Genomic DNA, 16,508 nt, shown 5'->3' with positions numbered 1-16,508 from the left:
GCCCCCAAGATGCGCACGACCAAAGCGACCCACGCGGTCGAACGCCTGAAGACCCGCTCCGGCAACCCGCAATTCGCGGCCGTCGCGATGGCGGGCGGCCTGTTCTATCTCGTCGACCGCTCGGGCGGCACCGCCGAAAAGCGCTGCGAGCCGCTGCCGCTCGACGAATTCGTCAAGTTCGTCGACGCATTTGGCCCCCAAAAGCCGCGCAAGGCGAGCAAGCTCGACCTCGCATTCGAGGCGCAGATCAAGAAGAGCAAGGGGTAAAGGTCTGTTGCAGGCCGCCTGAAGGCTTCGCGGCCGCGCCGTTTGGTACAATCACGAAGTTTCTCTATCCCCGCTGATGGCCGACCAGGCTGCGTGACCACACCATGAATATCGAAAACGCGCGTTTCAACATGATCGAACAGCAGATCCGTCCGTGGGACGTGCTGGATCTGGATGTCCTGGGCCTGCTGTCGATCGTCAAGCGTGAGAACTACGTTCCTGCCCAATTCCGCGATCTCGCGTTCGCCGATCTCGAACTGCCGCTGCCGGGCGGCACCAGCAAGATGCTGTTCCCGCGCGTCGAAGCACGCGTGCTGCAGGAGCTGGCGGTCAAGAAGCACGAGAACGTGCTCGTGATCGGCGCGGGCTCGGGTTACCTGGCCGCGCTGTTCGCGCATCGCGCGCAGCACGTGACGGCCGTCGAGATCGATCCGGCGATCGCGAAGTTCGCGGCGGACAACCTGCGCAACGACGGCGTGACCAACGCCGAAGTCGTGCTCGGCGACGGTTCGCGCGGCTGGGCCGCGAAGGCGCCGTACGACGTGATCTGCGTCGCGGGCGGCCTGCCGGTCGTGCCGCAGGACATGCTCGAACAGCTGAAGATCGGCGGCCGCCTGTCGGCGTTCGTCGGCGGCCGTCCGGTGATGAAGGCGCAGATCATCACGCGCATCGACGACAAGCAGTACCGCGTCGCCGACGTGTTCGAAACCTACATCGACCACCTCGTCAACGCGATCGAGCCGTCGCGCTTCAAGTTCTGAGCGGCGGAGCCTCCATGCAGATCCTGACGCCCGCGATGCTCGCGGAATGGCTCGGCGACACAGCGCGCCCCGCGCCGGTCGTGCTCGACGTGCGCGAGCCGTGGGAAATCGCGACCGCGCAGATCGCCGGCAGCGTGTCGATTCCGATGCAGCAGATTCCCGCGCGCAGCGAGGAGCTCGACGACGAAGCGGAAATCGTCTGCGTGTGCCATCACGGGATGCGCAGCGCGCAGGTCGCGATGTTCCTCGAATCGCGCGGCTTCACGAAGCTGTACAACCTGCAAGGCGGAATCGACGCGTGGTCGCGCGACGTCGACCCGTCCGTGCCGCGCTACTGACCGATCCTTCCGGCCGCGCATCGCGCGCCGCCGCGCCGCCCGGCACCCTGCCGCCGGCCGCACCGATCCGCCGAACGGGCGCGCACCGCGCGCCCGTTTCTCATTCCCCTTCCGTTCCGACATTTCCCCGCGCCGCGACGCCGCGACACCTTCGTGCACCATTTGCGCCCGCGCGCCTGCACCGCAACGGACCGCGCATGCTGCACGACGCGTCATCCGCACCGCGTCGATGCCCGCCGATGGCCCGCACAGGCACGCCGGGCGTGCATCGGCGCGACTGGCACATGCCTTGCGTTACACGATGGCCGGCGCCGCCACGGCGCACGCGCATCCAACACGACAAAGGGGATCTCGATGAAACGTCGCAGTCTGTTGAAGTTCGGTTCGATGGCCGGCGCGCTCGCGCTGGCGGGCAAGAGCCCGTTCGCGCACGCAGCCGACGCGGGCACCGGCCCGATCAAGGTCGGCATCCTGCATTCGCTGTCGGGCACGATGGCGATCTCGGAGACGTCGCTGAAGGACACCGCACTGATGACGATCGCCGACATCAACAAGAGCGGCGGCGTGCTGGGCCGCAAGCTCGAACCGGTGGTGGTCGATCCTGCGTCGAACTGGCCGCTGTTCGCCGAGAAGGCGCGCCAGCTGCTGACGCAGGACAAGGTCGCGTGCGTGTTCGGCTGCTGGACGTCGGTGTCCCGCAAATCCGTGCTGCCGGTATTCGAAGAGCTGAACGGGCTGCTCTACTACCCGGTGCAGTATGAAGGCGAGGAAATGTCGCGCAACGTGTTCTACACGGGCGCCGCGCCGAACCAGCAGGCCATTCCGGCCGTCGAGTACCTGATGAGCGCGGAAGGCGGCGGCGCGAAGCGCTTCTTCCTGCTCGGCACCGACTACGTGTATCCGCGCACGACCAACAAGATCCTGCGCGCGTTCCTGAAATCGAAAGGCGTGAAGGACGCCGACATTCAGGAGGTCTACACGCCGTTCGGCCACAGCGATTATCAGACCATCGTCGCGAACATCAAGACCTTCTCGCAAGGCGGCAAGACGACCGTGGTCTCGACGATCAACGGCGATTCCAACGTGCCGTTCTACAAGGAACTGGGCAATCAGGGGATCAAGGCGACCGACGTGCCGGTCGTCGCATTCTCGGTCGGCGAGGAGGAGCTGCGCGGGATCGACACGAAGCCGCTCGTCGGCCACCTCGCCGCGTGGAACTACTTCATGTCGGTGAAGAACCCGACCAACACCAAGTTCAAGGACCAGTTCGCCGCGTGGGTGAAGGCGAACAACCTGCCGGGCGGCGCGAAGCGCGTGACCAACGATCCGATGGAAGCGACCTACGTCGGCATCCACATGTGGAAGCAGGCCGTCGAGAAGGCGAAGAGCACCGACGTCGACAAGGTGCGCGTCGCGATGATCGGCCAGACGGTCGCCGCGCCGTCGGGCTTCACGCTCGCGATGGACGGCAACCACCACCTGCACAAGCCGGTGATGATCGGCGAGATCCGCGGCGACGGGCAGTTCAACGTCGTGTGGAAGACGAAGACGGCCGTGCGCGCGCAGCCGTGGAGCCCGTTCATCGCGGGTAACCAGAACAAGCCGGACGTCGTCAGCTCGATTCCGGCGTTCCTGCGCCGGCAGCGCGCGGCGCTGGCGTGACGCCGGGCGGCGCGTCGGGCCTTGCGCGCGACGTGCCGCTCGCCCGCCCGCCGTCGATGCGCCGGCCGCGCTTGCCGTGACGAACCGCGCGCGCCGGCGCAGCGCCGCTCCGATTCCCCTCGCCCGACAGGACTTCCCGATGCCTACACGCTTTCGCCGAGCCGCCCGCGCGATCGCGGCATGCGCCGCCCTCGCGGGCCTGCTGCCGCACGCCTCGTTCGCGCTGACGGCGGCCGACACCGCCGCGCTCGCCGGCGACGACTTCGACGCGAAGACGGCCGCGATCGAGCGGCTCGCCACCGATACCGATCCGCGCGCGGTGACAATCCTCAACGCGCTGTCGAGCGGCGATGCGCTCGCGACCGGCGACGGCCGGCTGCTGATCCAGTCCGGCGACACCGCGCACGACGCGCTCACGCAGGCCGCGACGCCGGCGGGCGACGCGCAGCCGGTGATGCTGAACAACCTGCTGCGCACGAAGATCGCCGGCGCGCTGTCGGGCCTCGCGCTCGCGTCGCCCGACGTCGCCGCGCGGCGTGATGCGATCGACGCGCTGCTGAAGTCGCCCGACCCGGCGCTCAAGCCGATGATCGACCGCGCCCGCGCGAAGGAAACCGATCCGGCATTGAAACGTCGCCTCGACGCATTGTGGGCGATCGCCGCGCTGCACGATGCCGATCCGGCGAAGCGCCTCGAAGCCGTGCAGGTGGTGGCCGCGCGCCAGGATCTCGACATGATCGAACAACTGCGCCCGCTCGTCGCGAAGAACGCGGACGGCAGCTACGCGGAACCCGACGCGCGCGTGCGCGAGGCCGCGCAGCAAGGGCTCGATACGTTGCACGCGCTGCAGCGCCGCGGCGAAATTGTCGGCACGCTGTTCGCCGGCCTGTCGCTCGGCAGCGTGCTGCTGCTCGCCGCGCTCGGCCTCGCGATCACGTACGGGCTGATCGGCGTGATCAACATGGCGCACGGCGAATTCCTGATGATCGGTGCGTATGCAACCTATGTCGTGCAGACGCTGATCCAGCGCTACGCGCCCGGCGCATTCGACTGGTATCCGCTCGTCGCGGTGCCGGTGTCGTTCGCGGCGGCCGCGCTCGTCGGCATCGTGCTCGAACGGCTGGTGCTGCGGCATCTGTACGGCCGCCCGCTCGAGACGCTGCTCGCGACGTTCGGCGTGAGCCTGATCCTGATCCAGGCGACGCGCATGCTGTTCGGCGCGCAGAACGTCCAGGTCGTGAACCCGTCGTGGATGAGCGGCGGCGTGACCGTGATGCAGAACCTGATCCTGCCGTTCAACCGGCTCGCCATCCTCGCGTTCGCGCTCGCGGTGGTGTTCGTCGCGTGGGCCGTGCTGACGAAGACGCGGCTCGGCCTGTTCGTGCGCGCGGTCACGCAGAACCGTCGGATGGCCGCCTGCGTCGGCGTGAAGACCGCGCGTGTCGACGCGTATGCGTTCGCGTTCGGCGCGGGCATCGCGGGCCTCGGCGGCTGCGCGCTGTCGCAGATCGGCAACGTGGGCCCCGATCTCGGCCAGAACTACATCATCGATTCGTTCATGGCGGTCGTGCTCGGCGGCGTCGGCCAGATCGCCGGCACCGTGCTCGGCGGCTTCGGGCTCGGCCTCGTCAGCAAGGCCATCGAGCCGTTCTGGGGCGCCGTGCTCGCGAAGATCGCGGTGCTCGTGATGATCGTGCTGTTCATCCAGAAACGCCCGCAGGGCATGTTCGCCCCGAAGGGCCGCAGCGCGGAGGCTTGACGTGACTTCATTCACCGATTCGATATCGAACCCGGTCGCCGATACGCCGAAGCCCGCCGCCGGCACGCGCGCGGACGGCTTCGCGCTCGGCCTGCCGCCCCGCCCCGCGCTGCTGTCGCGCCGCGCATGGCTCGCGCTCGTCGCGCTGTGCGTGGCGATCGGCATCGGCGTGCCGCTCGCCGCGCTCGTCGCGCCGGAAGCCAGCGCGTTCCATCTGTCCGCGTACGCGATGACGCTCGCCGGCAAGCTGATGTGCTACGCGATCGCCGCGCTCGCGCTCGATCTCGTATGGGGCTACTGCGGGATCCTGAGCCTCGGCCATGGATTGTTCTTCGCGCTGGGCGGCTATGCGATCGGCATGTACCTGATGCGCGAGATCGGCCGCGACGGCAAGTACGGCAGCGACCTGCCCGACTTCATGGTGTTTCTCGACTGGCATCAGTTGCCGTGGTACTGGAGCGGCACGCAGCATCTGGCGTGGGCGCTCGCGCTGGTCGTGCTCGTGCCGGCCGTGCTCGCATGGGTGTTCGGCTTCTTCACGTTCCGCTCGCGCGTGAAAGGCGTGTACCTGTCGATCATCACGCAGGCGCTGACGTTCGCCGCGATGCTGCTGTTCTTTCGCAACGAGACGGGCTTCGGCGGCAACAACGGCTTCACCGACTTCAAGCGCATCGCCGGCTTCGCGATCACGTCGCCGGGCACGCGCACCGTGCTGTTGCTGCTGACCTTCGCGACGCTCGTGCTCGCGTTCATCGTCGCGCGCGCGGTCGTCACGAGCAAGCTCGGGCGCGTGGTGACCGCGGTGCGCGACGGCGAGACGCGGCTGATGTTCCTCGGCTACAGCCCGCTCGCGTACAAGCTGTTCGTGTGGACGCTGTCGGCCGTGCTGTGCGGCATCGCAGGCGCCTTGTACGTGCCGCAGGTCGGCATCATCAATCCCGGCGAGATGTCGCCCGGCAACTCGATCGAAATGGCGATCTGGGTCGCGGTGGGCGGGCGCGGCACGCTGATCGGGCCGATCGTCGGCGCGTTCGCGGTGAACGGCGCGAAGAGTTTCTTCACCGCGTACTTCGCCGAATACTGGCTGTTCTTTCTCGGCCTGATCTTCGTGCTCGTGCCGCTCTTGCTGCCGCGCGGGATCATGGGCCTCGTCGACACGCTGCTCGCGAAGGGGAAACGCGCATGAACGGCACGGCTCTCTATCAGTTCACGCCGCCGCCCGAGGACGAGCTGCTCGCCGTCAGCGGCAGCGCGTCGATGGGGCGCGTCGTGCCGCCCGGCATCGACACGTCGCACGGCACGATCCTCTATCTCGAGGATATCGAGGTGAGCTTCGACGGTTTTCGCGCGCTGAAGAAGCTGTCGCTCGCGATCGACGCGGGCGAGCTGCGCTGCGTGATCGGCCCGAACGGCGCGGGCAAGACGACGATGATGGACGTGATCACCGGCAAGACGCGGCCCGACGCAGGCAAGGTGTTTCTCGGCCAGACGATCGACCTCGCGCGGATGAACGAACCCGAGATCGCGCGCGCGGGGATCGGCCGCAAGTTCCAGAAGCCGACCGTGTTCGAACAGCACCCGGTGTGGGAAAACCTCGAACTGGCGATGCAGACCGACAAGGGCTGGCTCGCGTCGCTGCGCGCGCGGCTCGACCGCACCGCGCAGGCGAAGATCGAGGAGACGCTCGCGCTGATCGGCCTCGAAAGCGATGCGTATCGCGCGGCCGGCGAACTGTCGCACGGGCAGAAGCAGCGGCTCGAAATCGGCATGCTGCTGATGCAGCGTCCCGCGCTGCTGCTGCTCGACGAGCCGGCGGCCGGGATGACCGACCACGAGACGATGGAGCTCGCCGAGCTGCTGAACACGCTGCGCGGCACCTGCTCGATGATGGTCGTCGAGCACGACATGGAATTCGTCGCGGCGCTCGCGGGCGACACGGGGCGCGTGACGGTGATGGCCGAAGGCGCGGTGCTCGCGCACGGCACGCTCGACCAGGTCAAGCGCGACGAAGCGGTGATCGAGTCTTACCTCGGACGATGATGCGATGCTGAAAATCGAAGCGCTGAACCAGTACTACGGCGGCAGCCATATCCTGCGCAACGTGAACCTCGTCGCCGACGACGGCAAGCTCACCGTGCTGCTTGGCCGCAACGGCGTCGGCAAGAGCACGCTGCTGCGCTGCCTGATGGGCGTCGTCGCCGCGAAAAGCGGCAGCGTGTCGTGGCGCGGCGCCGCGCTCGGCGCGTTGCCGCCGTATGCGCGTGTGGCGGCCGGGCTCGCTTACGTGCCGCAGGGCCGCGACATCTTTCCGCGGCTCACCGTCGAGGAAAACCTGCTCGTCGGCGCGGCGAGCCGCAAGGCGCCGTCGAAAGTGCCCGATCGTATCTACGAGCTGTTTCCGGTGCTGAAGGACATGCGCGCACGGCGCGGCGGCGACCTGTCGGGCGGCCAGCAGCAGCAGCTCGCGATCGGCCGCGCGCTGATGAGCGATCCGCAGTTGCTGATCCTCGACGAGCCGACCGAAGGCATCCAGCCGTCGATCATCCAGGACATCGGGCGCACGCTGCGCCAGCTCGTCGACGAATCGAGGATGACCGTGCTGCTCGTCGAACAGTATTACGATTTCGCGCGCTCGATCGCGGACCATTACTGGGTAATGAGCCGCGGCGAGGTCGTCGCGGGCGGTGACGCGCGGGATATGGAGACGAATGGGGTGCGCGAACTGATCGCGGTGTAGTGACGGCTTGGACGAATGCCGAGAGGCGACAAGAATTTCATTAAAATGGTCTTCTTCAACGCTCGCTGAAACCGAGCATTTCAGTGAAAGTCTTAGCCTCTCCACGTCCAATAGATGTCCGCCCCCGACTCCCACGCCCCGCTGTCCCGCCCCGCCGTCGCCAAGTCGTGGCGCGGCCGTCTCGAACTCGGCTTCGAGCGGCACGGTGCGCGCACGACGCTCGCGCACCGGCTGCACGACGGCCCGCTGCGCGTGCAGCGGCCGCTGTACCCGGAAGGCGACGCGATCTGCCATGCGGTGATCGTGCACCCACCAGGCGGCGTCGCGGGCGGCGACCGGCTCGACATCGACATCGCGCTCGGCGACGGCACGCACGCGGTGCTGACGACGCCCGGCGCGACCAAGTGGTACAAGTCCAACGGCCTCGATGCGACGCAGCGCATCGGCATCGCGGTCGGCGCGCACGCGAAGCTCGACTGGCTGCCGCAGAACAACCTGTTCTTTGACGCGGCGCACGCCGCGCTCGACTTCACGGTGACGCTCGGCGCAGGCGCGAGCGCGATCGGCTGGGACGCGACGCAGCTCGGCCGGCAGGCGGCCGGCGAAACCTGGTCGGCAGGACGCATCGCGTCGACGTCGGCGCTCGTCGATGCCGACGGCCGGCCGCTGTGGACCGAGCGCGCGCTGCTCGATGCACGCGACCCGCTGCGCGGCGCGCCGCAGGGCCTCGCCGGCTTTCCCGCCTACGGCACGCTGTGGGCGGCCGGCGCCGCGTGCGACGCCGCGCTCGCCGAAACGCTCGCCGCCGGGATGCCGTTCGACGATACGCTGCGCGCGGGCGCCACTTGCGTAACGCCCGGCGTCGTGCTGGTGCGCGCGCTGGCGACGTCGATGGAAGCGCTGCAGCGCCACTTCACCGACTGCTGGCTGCAGTTGCGGCCGATCGTGCACGGCATCGACGCGCGGCCGCTGCGTCTCTGGCAAACCTGAACGCGCGCGCATCGCGCACCGTTTCGGCGCAATGCCGCGACACACGGCGCACACTCTTCACGCATCGCGCACCACGAAAGAGCATGACGGCGCGCCGGATGCACATGGCACGCCCCTTGCTGCTTACATAAGTGATACACGACGCACGCCAAACAGCGCGGTGCTACGATGATCCGCTCGCCTGCCCGATCGCGTGCGCACCGATAAAAATTACGTTTTCCTGAACGCCTGCCTTCATGAAACTGACTCCCCGCGAAAAGGACAAGCTGCTGATCTTCACGGCGGCGCTGCTCGCCGAACGCCGCCGTGCGCGCGGCCTGAAGCTCAACTATCCGGAGGCGGTGGCCTTCATCACCGCGGCGTTGATGGAAGCCGCACGCGACGGCAAGACGGTCGCCGAAGTCATGCACTACGGCACGACGCTGCTCACGCGCGACGACGTGATGGACGGCGTGCCGGAAATGATTCCAGACATCCAGGTCGAAGCGACCTTCCCCGACGGCACGAAGCTGGTGACCGTCCATCATCCGATTCCGTGACCAAGGTGGTACCGCGCATGATCCCCGGCGAAATCCTCACCGACGACGGCGAACACGAACTGAACGCGGGCCGTGCGACGCTGACGCTCGCTGTCGCGAACACCGGCGACCGCCCGGTGCAGGTCGGCTCGCACTACCACTTCTTCGAAGTCAACGATGCACTGTCGTTCGACCGCACGGCCGCGCGCGGCTTCCGGCTCAACATCGCGGCCGGCACGGCCGTGCGCTTCGAGCCGGGCCAGACGCGCACCGTCGAGCTCGTCGCCCTCGCGGGCGAGCGCGCCGTCTACGGTTTTCAGGGCAAGGTGATGGGGCCGCTGTAAGCCGCGCCCCGCTCTTCAGGAACAGCAACATGACACTACGCTTGAGCCGCCGCGCGTACGCGGAAATGTTCGGGCCGACGACGGGCGACCGCGTCCGGCTCGCCGATACCGAACTGCTGATCGAGATCGAACGCGACTTCACGACCTACGGCGAGGAAGTGAAATTCGGCGGCGGGAAAGTGATCCGCGACGGGATGGGCCAGTCGCAGCGCGTGGCCGCCGACGTGCCCGATACCGTCATCACGAACGCGGTGATCCTCGATCACTGGGGCATCGTGAAGGCCGACATCGCGATCAAGCACGGCCGCATCGCCGCGATCGGCAAGGCCGGCAACCCCGACATCCAGCCGGGCGTGACGATCGCGATCGGCGCGGCCACCGAAGTGATCGCCGGCGAAGGGCTGATCGTGACGGCGGGCGGCATCGACACGCACATCCACTTCATCAGCCCGCAGCAGATCGACGAAGCGCTCGCGTCGGGCGTCACGACGATGCTCGGCGGCGGCACGGGGCCGGCCACCGGCACCAACGCGACGACCTGCACGCCGGGCCCGTGGCACATGGAGCGGATGCTGCAGGCGGCCGACGGCTGGCCGATCAACCTCGGCTTTCTCGGCAAGGGCAATGCGAGCCTGCCGCAGCCGCTCGTCGAGCAGATCGCGGCCGGCGCGATCGGCCTGAAGCTGCACGAGGACTGGGGCACGACGCCCGCCGCGATCGACAACTGCCTGTCGGTGGCCGACGACACCGACACACAGGTCGCGATCCACACCGACACGCTGAACGAAGCCGGCTTCGTCGAATCGACGGTCGCCGCGTTCAAGGGCCGCACGATCCACACGTACCACACCGAAGGCGCGGGCGGCGGCCATGCGCCCGACATCCTGAAGGTGTGCGGCGAGATGAACGTGCTGCCATCGTCGACCAATCCGACGCGCCCGTACACGATCAACACGCTCGACGAGCATCTCGACATGCTGATGGTGTGCCATCACCTCGATCCGTCGATCGCCGAGGATCTCGCGTTCGCCGAATCGCGCATTCGCCGCGAGACGATCGCGGCCGAGGACATCCTGCACGATCTCGGCGCGCTGTCGATGCTGTCGTCCGATTCGCAGGCGATGGGCCGCGTCGGCGAAGTGATCATCCGCACGTGGCAGACCGCGCACAAGATGAAGGTGCAGCGCGGCGCGCTGCCGGAGGACACCGCGCGCAACGACAACTTCCGCGCGAAGCGCTACGTCGCGAAGTACACGATCAACCCGGCGCTCACGCACGGGATCGCGCACGAAGTCGGCTCGATCGAGCCCGGCAAGTGGGCCGACCTCGTGCTGTGGGAACCGGCGTTCTTCGGGATCAAGCCTTCGATGATCCTGAAGGGCGGGATGATCGCGCTCGCGCAGATGGGCGACCCGAACGCGTCGATCCCGACGCCGCAGCCGGTTCATTATCGCGAGATGTTCGCGACGCGCGGCGGCGCGCTCGCGCGCACGTCGCTGACCTTCGTGTCGCAGATGGCGGCCGACGCGGGCATCGCGGAGCGCTACGGCCTCGCGAAGCGGATCGTGCCGGTGCACAACTGCCGCAACGTGACGAAAGCCGACATGATCCACAACGCATGGCGCCCGTCGATCAGCGTCGATCCGGAAACCTACGACGTGATCGCCGACGGCCAGTTGCTCACCTGCGAACCGGCGACGGTGCTGCCGATGGCGCAGCGCTATTTCCTGTTCTGATTCGGAATCCCCAGTTTCATGCGCACCCTCGACAAACGCATTGCCCCGAACGTGAAACTCGCCGCGTCGCTCGTCGCGCGCGCGCCGACGCTCACGCTCGCCTATGACGCCCGCTGCAAGAGCCGCCTCGCGGCGACGCTCGACACCGGCGAGGACGTCGCGGTCCTGCTGCCGCGCGGCACCGTGCTGCGCGACGGCGACGTGCTCGTCGCCGACGACGGCGCGCTCGTTCGCATCGCCGCTGCCGCCGAAACCGTGCTGCTCGTACGCGCGGCCGACCCGCTCACGCTGATGCGCGCCGCCTACCATCTCGGCAACCGTCACACGCCGGTCGAGATCGGCGACGGCTACCTGAAGCTCGAGGCCGATCCCGTGCTCGCGGACATGCTGCGCCGGCTCGGCACGCAGGTCGAGGAAACGCACGCACCGTTCCAGCCGGAAGCCGGCGCGTACGGCGGCGGCCACAAGCACGGACACGACGCGACGTTCGCCGAGGATTACGCGCTCGCGCAGCAGGTGTTCGGCGAACACCACGGGCATTCGCATTCGCACGATCACGATCACGATCACGATCACGATCACGGCCATCAGCATGGCCCCGGCTGCACGCACGGCCACCACGGTCATGACCACCACTGAACTCGTCGCGCTGCTGCACCTCGCGTCGCCCGCACTACCAATCGGCGCGTACAGCTATTCGCAGGGCCTCGAAGCCGCGCTCGACGCGAACCTGATCCGCGACGCCGATTCCGCGCGCGACTGGATCGCGAGCGGCCTGACCGACGTGCTCGCGCACGGCGAATTGCCGTTCCTCGCCCACCAGCTCGCCCGCTGGCAGGCGCACGACACGCACGCGCTCGCCGCCGAAAACGCGTGGTTCGTCGCGAGCCGGGAATCGGCCGAACTGCGCCGCGAAACCGAACAGATGGGCTGGTCGCTCGCGCAGCTGTGCGCGTCGCTCGAATGGGGCGACGCCGCACGCCGCGCGACGCTCGCGTCGATCGCGCCGATCGCGCTGCCGACCGCGTTCGCGTACGCGGCCGCCGCACACGACGCGAGCGCCGACGCGACGCTCGCCGCGTATGCATTCGGCTGGGTCGAGAACCAGACGTCCGCCGCGCTGAAGGCCGTGCCGCTCGGCCAGCTCGCCGGGCAACGCATCATCGTCGCGCTGCGCGGCGCGATCGACGCCGCCGTGCGCCGCGCGCTCGCGACGCCGCCCGACGCCGTCAACACGTTCGCGCCGCAGCTCGGCATCCTGTCCGCGCGGCACGAAACCCAGTACTCGCGGTTGTTCCGCTCCTGAACCTCTTCGCCCGACCATGAACGCACCTGCTCCCTCCTCCGCCCGCCGCACGAAGAAACTGCCGCCGCTGCGCGTCGGCATAGGCGGCCCCGTCGGCTCCGGCAAGACCACGCTGCTCGAAATGCTGTGCAAGGCGATGCGCGACAAGTACGACCTCGTCGCGATCACGAACGACATCTATACGAAGGAAGACCAGCGGCTGCTGACGGTCGCCGGCGCGCTGCCCGAGGAACGCATCATGGGTGTCGAGACGGGCGGCTGCCCGCACACGGCGATCCGCGAGGATGCGTCGATCAACCTCGAAGCGGTCGACCGGATGCTCGCGCGCTTTCCCGATGCCGACATCGTGTTCATCGAGTCCGGCGGCGACAATCTCGCGGCGACCTTCAGCCCCGAGCTGTCGGACCTGACGATCTACGTGATCGACGTGGCCGGCGGCGAGAAGATTCCGCGCAAGGGCGGCCCCGGCATCACGAAGTCCGACCTGCTCGTGATCAACAAGACCGACCTCGCGCCGCTGGTCGGCGCGAACCTCGATGTGATGGCGTCCGACACGAAGAAAATGCGCGGCGAGCGGCCTTACGTGATGACGAACCTGAAGGCGCTCGATGGCGTCGCGGACGTGATCGCGTTCATCGAGAAGAAGGGCTTGCTGACGGTGTGAGCGGCATGGCGGCGGCTCGCGTCGCCGCCATGCGTGCGCGGGCGGCCTTGCGCCGCCCTTCGTCTATTCGTCTTCGGAAGCGGCGCCCGGCAGCGCACGCGTCTCGGCTTCGACAGCCGGCAGCAGCGCGGCGAGCACGTCGACCGTGCGCGCGGTCGCACCGCGGTGACGCGCCGCGAACGCCGCGCCGGCCGCGCCCATCGCGATGCGCCGCGCCTTGTCGGCGAACAGCGCGTCGAGCACGTGCGCGAGGTCGAGCGGATCCGCGACCTGCATCGCCGCACCGGCCGCGACCGCATCGGCGGTCGCCTGCGTGAAGTTGAACACGTGCGGCCCGATCAGCACCGGCACGCCGACCGCGCACGCCTCGATCAGGTTCTGCCCGCCGAGCGGCAGCAAGCTGCCGCCGATGAACGCGATGTCGGCCGCCGCGTAGTACGCGCCGAGCTCGCCCATCGAATCGCCAAGCAGCACCGTCACATCGTCCGGCAGCGGTTCGGCGGCCGGCCGGCCGGCCGCGAGCGCGGCCGCATCGGCCGCCCAGACGGAGCGCCGCACGCACTTGAGCCCGCTGCGCACGACGAGCGCCTCGACTTCGGCGAAGCGCTGCGGATGACGCGGCACGAGCACCAGCAACGCGCCGGGCGTGCGCATTTCCGCGAACGCCTGCAGCACCAGCGCTTCCTCGTTCTCGCGCGTGCTGGCCGCGACCCACACCGGCCGCGCGCCGATCGCGTCGCGCCACGCATGGCCGCGTGCCGCGAGCTCCGGCGGCGTCGTCATGTCGAACTTCAGGTTGCCGAGCACGGTCACGTTGCGGGCGCCGAGCGACGTCAGCCGCTCCGCATCGGCCGGGCTCTGCGCGAGCACGCGCGAGAAGCCGCCGAACACGTCGCGCGTGGCCGCGCCGAACTTCGCCGCGCGCCGGAACGAACGCGCGGACATCCGCGCATTGGTCAGCACGAGCGGCACGTCCGCGCGGCGGCACTCGTCGATCAGCGTCGGCCACACCTCGGTCTCCATCACGAGGCCGAGCGTCGGCCGCCAAGCGCGCAGGAAGCGCCGCACCGCGCCCGGCATGTCGTACGGCAGGTAGCAGCGCAGCACGCGATCGCCGAAGATCTGTTCGCCCGTCGCGCGGCCGCTCGGCGTCATGTGCGTGAGCAGGATGCGCGCATCGGGGCGCGCGCGCATCAGCGCATCGATCAGCGGCTGCGCGGCGCGCGTCTCGCCGACCGACACCGCATGCACCCAGATCAGCGGCGCGCGGTCGTCCGGCGAGCGGCCCGCGACCTGGCCGAAGCGCTCGCCGATATGCTCGCGATAACCGCGCTCCTTGCGCGAACGCACATAGAGCCGGATGACCGCGGCCGGCGCGACGAGCCACCACAGCGCACGATAGATCGCCCTCAGCATGCGGCCGCCCGGGCGTTACGTCGAAACAGGGGCGCGCTCAAACCAGCGCCCTGCCCGTCAGGCGTTCGAGAATGCCGAGCGGCGCGCACTCGCGGCGCACCATCGCATCGACCGGCAGGAAGAAGGTCTGCTCGAGCATGAACTGGCCGGACATCACAGCGTGCGAAGTCTGATCGGAGAAACATATCCACACGCTGCCCGGCGGAAACGGCATCGTCTGCTGTGGACAAGTCTTCTGGTAGTCGAGATCGGCCTTCATCCCGTCGTGCAGATTCAGCATCAGGTGGTCGTATGCGCTGCGCGGCGATTTCGTCACGTGCAGCAGGTTGAGCAGCCACGCCGAGCCCGGCAACTGCGGCCGGATCTTCGGCAGGAAACGCTTCGCGACGTCCTCGAACGGCTCGCCGACGCGCCACACGCGCGGCGCGCCGGCCGGGTTCACGTTCGTGAACACGCGCAGGATGCGCTCGCCGTAGTTCGGCCGCGACGGAAACGCGTCGACGTGCAGCCGGCTGTCGTCCTTGCGCCACGACGTCTGGCGCGTTTCGACCTGCATCAGCCGCAGGCTCGTCGGCGCGACGCGCAGCTTGCCGCGATATTCGGGGAAAAGGCCGTCGACGAGCGTGCCGGCCTGCTGCTGGAAGCGCGCGACGAGCGCGCGCACGGCCGACTGCGTGACGCTGTCGCCCAGCACGCCGGCAAGCGCGCCGCCGTTCGGCGCGAGGCTGATGTTCTTGCGTTTCGGATCGGCGAGCGCCGGATCGAGCAACGCTTCCTCGCCGCCTTCGATCGCGAAGCGCAGGTGCGGGAAATACAGCACCTTGCCTTCCTCGACCGCCGCCAGCAACTGCTCGCGCGGCGTCGACAGGTTGTGTCCGCTCCAGTCGGCGGACGGGACTTCGATGATCTGGGATTCGCTCATGATCGGTTCGCATGTGGACAGCATTACAGGAGACCGAAGCCCGCGAGCGCCGACTTCACCTGCGCGATCGACGGGGGCTGCCCCGCCGTGCCGAGATTGACGACGTTCGGCGACCAGTAGCCGCCGGTCCGCCAGGCCGTCGCGAAATTGTACAGTTCGACCGTCGGACGCTTCAGCGCGGCCGCGATGTGAACCAGACCTGTATCAACCCCGACCGTCGCGGCCGCGCCGTCGATCAGCCCGACCACGGCCGGCAGCGACAGCTTCGGCGGCACGATCGCCGCCGCGCCGAATTCCTTCGCGAGCCGCTCGCTGGTCGCGCGTTCCGCGTCGTTGCCCCACGGCAGCACGAGCGACGCGCCGCGCCGCACGAGCGCCTGGCCGAGCTCGATCCACGCGGCGTCCGGCCACTGCTTGTCGGCGCGCGACGTCGCGTGAACGAACACGACGTACGGCACCGGCAGGTTCAGGCCGAGCGCGGCCACCGCGAGCGCCGCCGCGCGCGTGTCGAGGCCGAATTCGACCGGATCGGCCGGCGTCGGCGCCGGGTCGTCCAGCGCGGCCGCGACGAGCTGCCGCGAGCGCTCGACCACGTGCGTGCGCGGCGCGATCGGCACGCGCTTGCGGTAGAAAAAGCGCACCGGCCATTCGTAGCCGGCGCCGTCGGTGCGGTTGCCGAGCCCGACGAGCGGGCCGCGCGCCCAGCTCGCGACCCATGCCGTCTTGATGAGGCCCTGGCAGTCGATCACGAGGTCGTACTGCTCGGCCGCGAGGCGCCGGCGGAACGCACGGATCTCGCGCCACGTCGCGCCCGAGAACGGCCTCTTGCGCCAGCGGCGCAGCGAGAACGGCAGCACGTTGCGCACGCCGTCGACGAGCCGCACGAGGTCGACGAAGCTTTCCTCGACGAGCCAGTCGATCTGCGCATCGGGGTGGCGGCGCCGGATATCGGCGATCACCGGCATGTTGTGCACGACGTCGCCCAGCGACGACACGCGCACGATCAGGATCTTTTGCACGCTGAAAAAACGCCGGCTGGCAGCCGGCGACGGACATAAAGGGGGGATTTTATCGCGGCCGGACGACCG

18 protein-coding genes are annotated in these 16,508 nt (G+C 68.7%); 15 read left to right on the top strand and 3 right to left on the bottom strand.

Going from position 1 to position 16,508, the window contains the following annotated elements; genetic code table 11:
- The first annotated feature begins 9 nt into the window (after nt 1–9).
- The 15 genes from CFB52_RS04385 (at nt 10) to ureG (ending at nt 13,082) form a co-directional block, all read left to right on the top strand.
- Entirely contained in the window at nt 10–267 is a 258-nt protein-coding gene (locus tag CFB52_RS04385; protein ID WP_059574169.1) for a hypothetical protein, read from the top strand.
- 104 nt (nt 268–371) lie between these two features.
- Nucleotides 372–1,028 carry a protein-L-isoaspartate O-methyltransferase gene (locus CFB52_RS04380; protein ID WP_099316142.1) on the top strand — a complete coding sequence of 219 codons (657 nt, stop codon included), beginning with the start codon at nt 372–374 and terminating at the stop codon, nt 1,026–1,028.
- A 14-nt stretch (nt 1,029–1,042) separates the two neighbouring features.
- The gene (locus tag CFB52_RS04375) at nt 1,043–1,366 is read left to right on the top strand and encodes a rhodanese-like domain-containing protein (RefSeq protein WP_006488544.1); all 324 of its coding nucleotides are present in this window, start codon (nt 1,043–1,045) and stop codon (nt 1,364–1,366) included.
- A gap of 354 nt (nt 1,367–1,720) precedes the next feature.
- Nucleotides 1,721–3,028, top strand: coding sequence for an urea ABC transporter substrate-binding protein (gene urtA / locus CFB52_RS04370; RefSeq protein WP_059574171.1), 1,308 nt, complete (start codon nt 1,721–1,723; stop codon nt 3,026–3,028).
- A 139-nt stretch (nt 3,029–3,167) separates the two neighbouring features.
- The gene (gene urtB / locus CFB52_RS04365; protein ID WP_099316141.1) at nt 3,168–4,787 is read left to right on the top strand and encodes an urea ABC transporter permease subunit UrtB; all 1,620 of its coding nucleotides are present in this window, start codon (nt 3,168–3,170) and stop codon (nt 4,785–4,787) included.
- 1 nt (nt 4,788) lies between these two features.
- Nucleotides 4,789–5,973 carry an urea ABC transporter permease subunit UrtC gene (urtC, locus tag CFB52_RS04360; protein WP_059574173.1) on the top strand — a complete coding sequence of 395 codons (1,185 nt, stop codon included), beginning with the start codon at nt 4,789–4,791 and terminating at the stop codon, nt 5,971–5,973.
- Nucleotides 5,970–6,827: an urea ABC transporter ATP-binding protein UrtD gene (gene urtD / locus CFB52_RS04355; RefSeq protein WP_060312934.1), complete on the top strand. Its 858-nt coding sequence runs from the start codon at nt 5,970–5,972 to the stop codon at nt 6,825–6,827. The genes urtC and urtD overlap by 4 nt, the downstream gene beginning before the upstream one ends.
- 4 nt (nt 6,828–6,831) lie before the next feature.
- Nucleotides 6,832–7,524: an urea ABC transporter ATP-binding subunit UrtE gene (gene urtE, locus CFB52_RS04350; RefSeq protein WP_099316140.1), complete on the top strand. Its 693-nt coding sequence runs from the start codon at nt 6,832–6,834 to the stop codon at nt 7,522–7,524.
- Between the two features lie 114 nt (nt 7,525–7,638).
- Nucleotides 7,639–8,514 carry an urease accessory protein UreD gene (locus tag CFB52_RS04345; RefSeq protein WP_059574176.1) on the top strand — a complete coding sequence of 292 codons (876 nt, stop codon included), beginning with the start codon at nt 7,639–7,641 and terminating at the stop codon, nt 8,512–8,514.
- 236 nt (nt 8,515–8,750) lie between these two features.
- Nucleotides 8,751–9,053, top strand: coding sequence for an urease subunit gamma (gene ureA / locus CFB52_RS04340; RefSeq protein WP_006406310.1), 303 nt, complete (start codon nt 8,751–8,753; stop codon nt 9,051–9,053).
- 17 nt (nt 9,054–9,070) lie between these two features.
- Nucleotides 9,071–9,376, top strand: coding sequence for an urease subunit beta (locus tag CFB52_RS04335; RefSeq protein WP_059574177.1), 306 nt, complete (start codon nt 9,071–9,073; stop codon nt 9,374–9,376).
- Between the two features lie 29 nt (nt 9,377–9,405).
- The gene (ureC, locus tag CFB52_RS04330; RefSeq protein ID WP_059574178.1) at nt 9,406–11,112 is read left to right on the top strand and encodes an urease subunit alpha; all 1,707 of its coding nucleotides are present in this window, start codon (nt 9,406–9,408) and stop codon (nt 11,110–11,112) included.
- Between the two features lie 18 nt (nt 11,113–11,130).
- On the top strand, nt 11,131–11,751 hold the full coding sequence (ureE, locus tag CFB52_RS04325) for an urease accessory protein UreE (protein WP_099316139.1): 621 nt from the start codon (nt 11,131–11,133) through the stop codon (nt 11,749–11,751).
- Entirely contained in the window at nt 11,738–12,418 is a 681-nt protein-coding gene (locus CFB52_RS04320) for an urease accessory protein UreF (protein WP_099316138.1), read from the top strand. Before ureE ends, CFB52_RS04320 begins: the two co-directional genes overlap by 14 nt.
- A 16-nt stretch (nt 12,419–12,434) precedes the next feature.
- Nucleotides 12,435–13,082 carry an urease accessory protein UreG gene (gene ureG / locus CFB52_RS04315; RefSeq protein ID WP_059574181.1) on the top strand — a complete coding sequence of 216 codons (648 nt, stop codon included), beginning with the start codon at nt 12,435–12,437 and terminating at the stop codon, nt 13,080–13,082.
- Between the two features lie 63 nt (nt 13,083–13,145).
- Here ureG and waaA read toward each other — a convergent pair whose 3' ends face one another.
- Genes waaA through waaC form a run of 3 tightly spaced genes read right to left on the bottom strand, consistent with a single transcriptional unit; the run spans nt 13,146 to nt 16,439 of the window.
- Nucleotides 13,146–14,498, bottom strand: a complete 1,353-nt coding sequence (gene waaA / locus CFB52_RS04310; protein ID WP_099316137.1) for a lipid IV(A) 3-deoxy-D-manno-octulosonic acid transferase — start codon at nt 14,496–14,498, stop codon at nt 13,146–13,148.
- A gap of 37 nt (nt 14,499–14,535) precedes the next feature.
- Nucleotides 14,536–15,420 carry a Kdo hydroxylase family protein gene (locus tag CFB52_RS04305; RefSeq protein ID WP_059642178.1) on the bottom strand — a complete coding sequence of 295 codons (885 nt, stop codon included), beginning with the start codon at nt 15,418–15,420 and terminating at the stop codon, nt 14,536–14,538.
- A gap of 23 nt (nt 15,421–15,443) precedes the next feature.
- Nucleotides 15,444–16,439, bottom strand: coding sequence for a lipopolysaccharide heptosyltransferase I (waaC, locus tag CFB52_RS04300; protein ID WP_059574183.1), 996 nt, complete (start codon nt 16,437–16,439; stop codon nt 15,444–15,446).
- Nucleotides 16,440–16,508 lie beyond the last annotated feature (69 nt).

It is taken from the genome of Burkholderia sp. AU18528 (genome assembly GCF_002223215.2).
Lineage (GTDB): Bacteria > Pseudomonadota > Gammaproteobacteria > Burkholderiales > Burkholderiaceae > Burkholderia > Burkholderia semiarida.
This window is presented reverse-complemented; position numbering and strand designations above follow the sequence as displayed.